We start from the raw sequence: 6,657 nt of genomic DNA on the forward strand, positions 1-6,657 counted from the left end.
GTAGTGATTATCGCCATAGAGGTCGCTCTTATTCAAGTAGCGATTATAAACGACGTTCATCTGGTTATGGGCATCATCATTATAAAAGAAAACGTAAAAGCCGTAGCTTCTTTTCAAGTAGCTGATGAAATGGCGTCGTATACTAGCTTTATTTGATAGACCACTGCGAAAAAATACAATTGTTGCAGAACGTTATAAAATTGAATCAGTAATTGGAATGGGTAGTTATGGGGTTACATATGTCGTTAATGACTTACAAATAAATAAATATAAAGTCTTAAAACAATTAAGACAAAGTAAACAAAGATATGAGTCTGGAAGAAAATCATTTGAACAAGAGAAAATGATTTTACAAACATTAAATCATCATGCAATTCCTAGTTTATATGATCATTTCGTATGGGAGAAAAAAAGCTTTTTTGTGATGGAATATATGCCTGGTAAAAATTTCGAAGATTATATTTTCTTGGATAGGCATGTATATACAGAACGTGAAGTACTTAAAATTTTATATGAAATATTAGAAATTGTATCGGTGTTTCATAGTAAAGGTATTATTCACCGAGATTTACGTATTCCAAATATATTAATGAAAGACAACCAAATTAGTATTATTGATTTTGGGTTAGCTAAATTGAAAGGTGAGGGTGATGAACGAGCTAAAAGTTATGAAGGTGAACAAGCATTGATGCGAGAAGTTCACTTTCGTAGTGATTTTTATGCGCTTGGTCATTTCTCGTTATTTTTATTATATGCAGGCTTTGAATCTAATGAAAAACATGAAAAACCATGGTATGACGAATTAACTTTGGAAAATTGTAACCGTGAAATGCTTATGCGCATGTTACAAATAAAAACGCCGTACTATGAGAATGTACAAGATTTAAAAAAAGATATAGTTTTTTCTTTAGAAAGGATGGAGGATCCATGTTTCAAAAGTTTTTAGCAAGCGTTGGTATTGGTAATGCAAAAGTAGATACAGTTCTTGAAAAAGCTGAGTATATTGTTGGAGAAGAGATACACGGGAAGGTTCATATAACTGGTGGTTCAGTTAGCCAACAAATTGAAAGCATTTACTTAACGTTATCAACATCGTATGTACGTGAAGTGGATGATAAAAAAGTAACAGCAACATATGATTTAGAGCGAGTTCGTTTAACAGAACCTTTTTCTGTTGAGCCGAATGAAAAAAAAGAAATTCCATTTTCATTTATAATGCCAGTTGAAACACCGCTTACACTTGGAATGAAAACAGTTTGGGTACATACAGGCCTTGATATTAAACGCAGTATAGATCCAAGTGATCGTGATTACATTCAAGTTTTGCCAAATGCACTATTAAATAGTGTGTTAGAGAGTGTAAATCAATTAGGTTTTAAAGCCCGTCATATAGAATGCGAAGAATTACCGTATCGATTACGTAAGCAAGTTCCGTTTGCACAAGAATTTGAGTTTGTTCCTGTTTCCGGAGAGTATTATGGGAAATTAGATGAACTAGAATTATTAATCTTGCCAAGCGCTTACGATCGACTAGAGATTATTATGGAAGTAGACAGAAAATCTCGCGGATTAGCAGGTTTATTTGCAGAAGCGCTTGATCTTGACGAGAAAGTGATTCGCTTTACAGTAACGAATGAAGATATTCCATCAATGAAAGAAAAAATTAACAATTATATTTTTTAATAAACTATGCATAAAAAAGAAATGGAGAGGAAAACTAAAACAACCGCTCCATTTTTTTGCATAGTGAGGTTATGTATGTGAAACGATATCGACATTTATACTTGTTAAGTTTTACGCTACTCATTTGTTTTGTCGTATTATCACTTTCGTATCATACCGCTTGTATTGAGAAATTTGACAATATAGTCGCGCATTTTATTCAAAGTTTTCGAAACGATTATTTGACAGCCTACTTTACTTGGGTGTCTTTTATCGGTTCCAAAAGAATATATTTTCCGTTACTCATCATTCTTGTAATGTATTTTCTCGTTAGAAAAAAGTTGCTTAGTGCATTACTTCTAACAATTAATTATTATGGATCTCGTTATTTAAACAGTATGCTTAAACTATGGTACGAACGAGCAAGACCGGATGTAACGCAGCTTGTTACGGCAACTGGATATAGTTTTCCGAGCGGTCATACGATGAATGCTACTGCTTTCTTAGGATTTATTGCATACGTCACAATTACAGAAGAACGTATTACGTTGCATAAAAAATTGTTGATTATTTTTATAGCGAGCTTTGTTGTATTATCTATTTCAGTTAGCCGAATATATCTTGGCGTTCACTATCCATCTGACATATTAGCAGGATGGGCAGCTGGCGGTAGCTGGCTCGTTTTATGTGTTATATTTCATAAAACGTTCATTAAAAAAGAACCTATGTCATAATAGGTTCTTTTTCCATTGGTTCAACATGAATGTGTGCATGGTAAATGCCAAACTTTTTCCGAAGCATAGCCTCGATGTTGTCAGTAATACAATGACTTTCACCAACATCCATACGAGCATCAACTTCGATTGTAATATCAACGTATGTTTGATTCCCGTACATACGAGCGCGAATATCTACGATGTTTTCCACGCCACCAATATGTTCAATCGCATCAGCATACTCTCCCATCTTATCTGGATCGATTCCATCCGTTAACATATGTGAAGCTTCTACGAAAATCTCCCATGCAGTTTTACAAATAATAAGACCGACAATTAAAGCGGCAATAGGATCTAAAATGGGCATTTGGAACTGTGAACCGACAATACCTACGACTGTACCAATACTTACGAGAGCATCTGATAAATTATCCTTTGCAGCAGCTTCTAATGATTTGCTTTTTGTGCGCGCTGCAATCTTTTTCGTATACAAATACACAAAGTACATAACGACAGCAGAAAATAAGGCTACCCATGCAGCAAGTATATTAGGCGCTGCTTGTTTCGGATTTAAAAAAGATTGTATGGCACTAATAACAACTTCTAAACCGACTGTTGCCATAATAAAAGAAGCAACAAGTGATGCAATTTGTTCTGCGCGCGAATGCCCATAAGGGTGATCTGGGTCACGAGGTTTTCGAGAGATTTTTAGACCAATTAATATCGCTAAAGAAGCACCGATATCCGTTAAGTTATTTAAACCGTCAGCACGTAATGCGCTAGAGAGGGTAATATAACTGATGATGATTTTCATAGAGGATAAAAATATGTAGGCCATAATGCTGACAATCGCACCTTTATCAGCTTCTTTATGAGAAAGAGTATCCATTTTAATCACTCACCTTTCTACAAGGAATTTCTTTCTATACATAGAGTATCAAACGAAACTCGTGTGGGTCTATACAAACATTGTTGACGTTTTATAGCTTTTTAAGAAGCGGATAACAAAGTTTCGTGAAGGAAAAATATGTTGTGAAGTGCAAAGTAAAGATGTGGAATTAATTGGGGTTGATTTGTAATTAAAGGGTGGAAGGGTAAGGGGATGAAGAGACTAATACTATTCTTGCTATGTATTTCGCTTGTAATGACTGGGGGTAATTCATCAAATATCGAAAATGTGAAGGAACGTAATATTTCTAAAGTATCCATATCTACTTTTAATGGCTACGGTGAATGAAATGAAAATTATTTTCTAAACATAGAAGACAAACAAATAACCAATGGAATTAATAATATGATTAATGGTATGAAAAAACAAAAGAGAAGAGGCGAAATACCACAATACGATAGACTAATTACATATGAAAATAGTAGTGATACGAAAGATATACATCTATATCTCGGAGATGAAGGGGAAAGGAGTGTAATTATGTACATAGGTCATGAAAACACTGCATATTACACTTCTGAAGAAATGACGAAACAACTACGAAAGATAATTGTGAAAAAAGATGAAAACCCTCTAAAAAATATTTTTCAGAGGGTTTTCATCTTAGTATGCTTCTAAAAACTCAGTAACTTGCTCTTCAGTTTTTGCATTAGCACTATGTAAGTGGCCTAGCTTCTCGCCATTTTGATATACAAGTAAACTTGGAATACCCATTACTTGATATTCTTCAGCGATACTTGGGAACTCATCTTTATTAATAGAATACCATTCAAATTTATTGAACTCTTCCATTACATCTCCAATAAAGTTATCCATACGAACACAATCTGGGCACCATGTAGTAAAGAACTTAACAACTACTGGCTCCTCGCTTGCGATGATGTCTTTGAATTCCTGTTCTGATTTGATTTCTTTCATGTTTTGTTTCTCCTTTTTCACTTATAATTTTTGGGGTAATTTAGGCGGTGATTTCGTTTGAAAACAAAAACTTCTAACGAAATTCTAACGTGATTTTTTTACCGAATAATTCGTTAGCAAATTGGTCCACCGCATTCTCTTGAATTCCTGCTACAACATGTGAGTAGGTGTCCAGTTTGATACCTACTTTTTTATGTCCTAATCGTTCATTTACAATTTTCGGATGAATACCCTGTTGTAACATTAATGTTGAAACAGGGTATGCCGTAGATCGTGGAACCGAATGTCAGGAACTTCACTTTTCTTTATAAGCTTTTTCCAGAGCTGTGTCAAACTTCTGAATTATAATGTATAAGTAGGATAGATCAAATTGTATTCATAATAGCCATCGCCATAATGTTCTTTTTCTCAGATGTTTTTATGAGATGTTTATGCAGCGCCTGTAATGTCGGATAAAAGAAGCAATCTCTTTCCAGTACTTAGGGAAGGTAAACGGTGGATGATCATTACTCATAAATTTTATGAGTATATTAAACAACAAGCAGGAAATTCAAAAAATGATGTAGGGGATGCATGGATGAAATTAGAGGAATCGTTATAAGAACTTATTCATGAAGTTGTGAGAGAAGAGATTAGGGCGACGTTATCTGAGTTCCAGCAATAATCACAACCAAATAGAGAAATGTGGTTGAAAGAAGCGTGACTAACAAGAGGGGAAATGGCTGCAATGTATAGAGTGAAAGAAAAAACATGATGTGGAACGTGAAAGGGATCATAAGAACATCTTAGGAATTATTTAGCGGTTAAGAAACCAGGGGGAATTAGGGTGTTGAAATGGATAAAGAAACAAAAGAGCCCACCTTTCATTGTTTGTGAGAAACAAGAAGGTGAGCTTCATTTAATAGAAACGAATCGGATTTGTGAAAATTGTGCCAAAATTACGCATGAACAAGGTATTGAAAGAGATACCTATATCCTTTATATTTTATTCCATAAATAACAAAGCTGATGGGCTTCTGATTCAAGAGCTATTAAATAATCATTATTAATAGAGTTATTCGTATACATTCTGTTCTTTTGGATGTTAAGGACTGTATAATTCACATCGTTATATTCATTTGAAAATGTTGATTCATTTAATAATGTCAGTGTTGAGTTGATGTTATATTTATCAATTCGCTCTTTTTTTCCTTTGAAAAACAGTTTAATAAGATGCGGCTCATCATTAATGAGCAAACCGAGTTCAGGTGATGAGCGGACGATTAAATTATCTGATAACCAATGCGATTTACCTGGATCAAACCAAGAGACGTCTTTGTTTTTAATAAATTTTTTGTACTGCTTTATAACATCAATGTAGTTTTGCTTTTTCTTCTGGTCAACTGTCTGTACTAATGTCTCAAAACAGTCAAAAGGTAGTTCGTTTTTATGAAATTTAATAACAGTTTCTCGTAATTGTTTCCAGTAATCAAAAACCGGGTGATATTCAGGTTGAGATTTTAAATTCTTTACAAAATTTGTTTTAGCTGCACTACTTTTCAGTGTGAAGTCTAAAAATTGTGTAAGTCCCACTTTAATTTCCGCCATGTTACACCCCCTTTCCGAACATTACTAATTCGATAGTGGAAAGGGAAATCCTGCATTTTGAAGGCGGTGTACTAGATGCTAGAAAAACCGATGTTTATACACAATGGCTATTGTAAAGCTGATCCGCAAAAATGACGAAAATACCAATTCATTATATATTCAGCACGGTGAGTGAATGTCGAGGCTTTTGTGTTTCTTATTGAGCTTGGTAAACATGGAATACTTTCTAAAGGGAGGTAACTTGCAATGGGTTCAAAACGACTAAACGATCTGCACCCACTAGATGATAATAATACGCAAGAAGCATTGGATGGTTTGTTAAAAGCAGTAGAAAAAGTCTTGGAAGAAGAGGATGAAAAACCAAAGAAACAAAATAATGAAGATGAATGAAGCACGCTATCGCTAAAACGACGAATAACGTGCTTTTTTATTTTCTTTATAAAGCTCATGCATATTCATTGATTTACAGATGTGTGTTACGTGAGCATAGTGTTTTTGATAAATAATAAAATGGTTATAAGACGGAAATAACCGAAAATGCACTTATATGAAAAAAGGTCCTGTTGTTTCCAACAGGACCTTTCCTAAAATGGCAAAGAGTAACTCTTACCTTACCCTTCTCGTATATAATACATGAAAAAGATAGATGTGTATACAACAAGAAATTCCAATATAATTATTTGAATATAGTGTTAAAAATAAATAGGTGAAATATTAAATAAGGAATTAAATTACAAATGTTGATTTAACAGGTGATTGAAACAGATTTCTATCAAATTACATTGAATAAAATAATATTGAGATAATAAGATATGTAATTTTGCA

General features: G+C 33.8%; 9 protein-coding genes. 5 read left to right on the forward strand and 4 right to left on the reverse strand.

What is annotated here, in order from left to right; translation table 11 throughout:
* Positions 1 to 124: 124 nt before the first annotated feature.
* From KI369_RS22450 to KI369_RS22460, 3 genes are all read left to right on the forward strand, one after another.
* The gene (locus KI369_RS22450; protein ID WP_212957448.1) at positions 125 to 946 is read left to right on the forward strand and encodes a serine/threonine protein kinase; all 822 of its coding nucleotides are present in this window, start codon (positions 125 to 127) and stop codon (positions 944 to 946) included.
* Positions 928 to 1,683 (forward strand): sporulation protein, encoded by a 756-nt coding sequence (locus KI369_RS22455; protein WP_212957449.1) that lies wholly within the window; start codon positions 928 to 930, stop codon positions 1,681 to 1,683. Before KI369_RS22450 ends, KI369_RS22455 begins: the two co-directional genes overlap by 19 nt.
* Before the next feature lie 77 nt (positions 1,684 to 1,760).
* Entirely contained in the window at positions 1,761 to 2,396 is a 636-nt protein-coding gene (locus tag KI369_RS22460) for a phosphatase PAP2 family protein (RefSeq protein WP_000833365.1), read from the forward strand.
* Here KI369_RS22460 and KI369_RS22465 read toward each other — a convergent pair.
* The 3 genes from KI369_RS22465 to KI369_RS22475 form a co-directional block, all read right to left on the reverse strand.
* The gene (locus KI369_RS22465; RefSeq protein ID WP_212957450.1) at positions 2,386 to 3,267 is read right to left on the reverse strand and encodes a cation diffusion facilitator family transporter; all 882 of its coding nucleotides are present in this window, start codon (positions 3,265 to 3,267) and stop codon (positions 2,386 to 2,388) included. The genes KI369_RS22460 and KI369_RS22465 overlap by 11 nt on opposite strands.
* Before the next feature lie 663 nt (positions 3,268 to 3,930).
* Entirely contained in the window at positions 3,931 to 4,245 is a 315-nt protein-coding gene (locus KI369_RS22470) for a thioredoxin family protein (protein WP_000658777.1), read from the reverse strand.
* 73 nt (positions 4,246 to 4,318) lie between these two features.
* Positions 4,319 to 4,489, reverse strand: a complete 171-nt coding sequence (locus KI369_RS22475) for a hypothetical protein (RefSeq protein WP_212957451.1) — start codon at positions 4,487 to 4,489, stop codon at positions 4,319 to 4,321.
* Between the two features lie 582 nt (positions 4,490 to 5,071).
* Here KI369_RS22475 and KI369_RS22480 point away from each other — a divergent pair.
* Entirely contained in the window at positions 5,072 to 5,245 is a 174-nt protein-coding gene (locus KI369_RS22480) for a hypothetical protein (RefSeq protein ID WP_212957452.1), read from the forward strand.
* On the opposite strand, the gene KI369_RS22485 is transcribed toward KI369_RS22480, so the two are convergent.
* Positions 5,224 to 5,832 (reverse strand): hypothetical protein, encoded by a 609-nt coding sequence (locus KI369_RS22485; RefSeq protein WP_212957453.1) that lies wholly within the window; start codon positions 5,830 to 5,832, stop codon positions 5,224 to 5,226. The two genes, KI369_RS22480 and KI369_RS22485, sit on opposite strands and share 22 nt — an antisense overlap.
* A gap of 246 nt (positions 5,833 to 6,078) precedes the next feature.
* On the opposite strand from KI369_RS22485, the gene KI369_RS22490 reads away from it, so the two are divergent.
* Complete coding sequence (locus tag KI369_RS22490) at positions 6,079 to 6,222, forward strand: hypothetical protein (protein ID WP_212957454.1); 144 nt, start codon at positions 6,079 to 6,081, stop codon at positions 6,220 to 6,222.
* Positions 6,223 to 6,657 lie beyond the last annotated feature (435 nt).

The sequence above is a fragment of the Bacillus sanguinis genome (assembly GCF_018332475.1).
Classification (GTDB): Bacteria; Bacillota; Bacilli; order Bacillales; family Bacillaceae_G; genus Bacillus_A; species Bacillus_A sanguinis.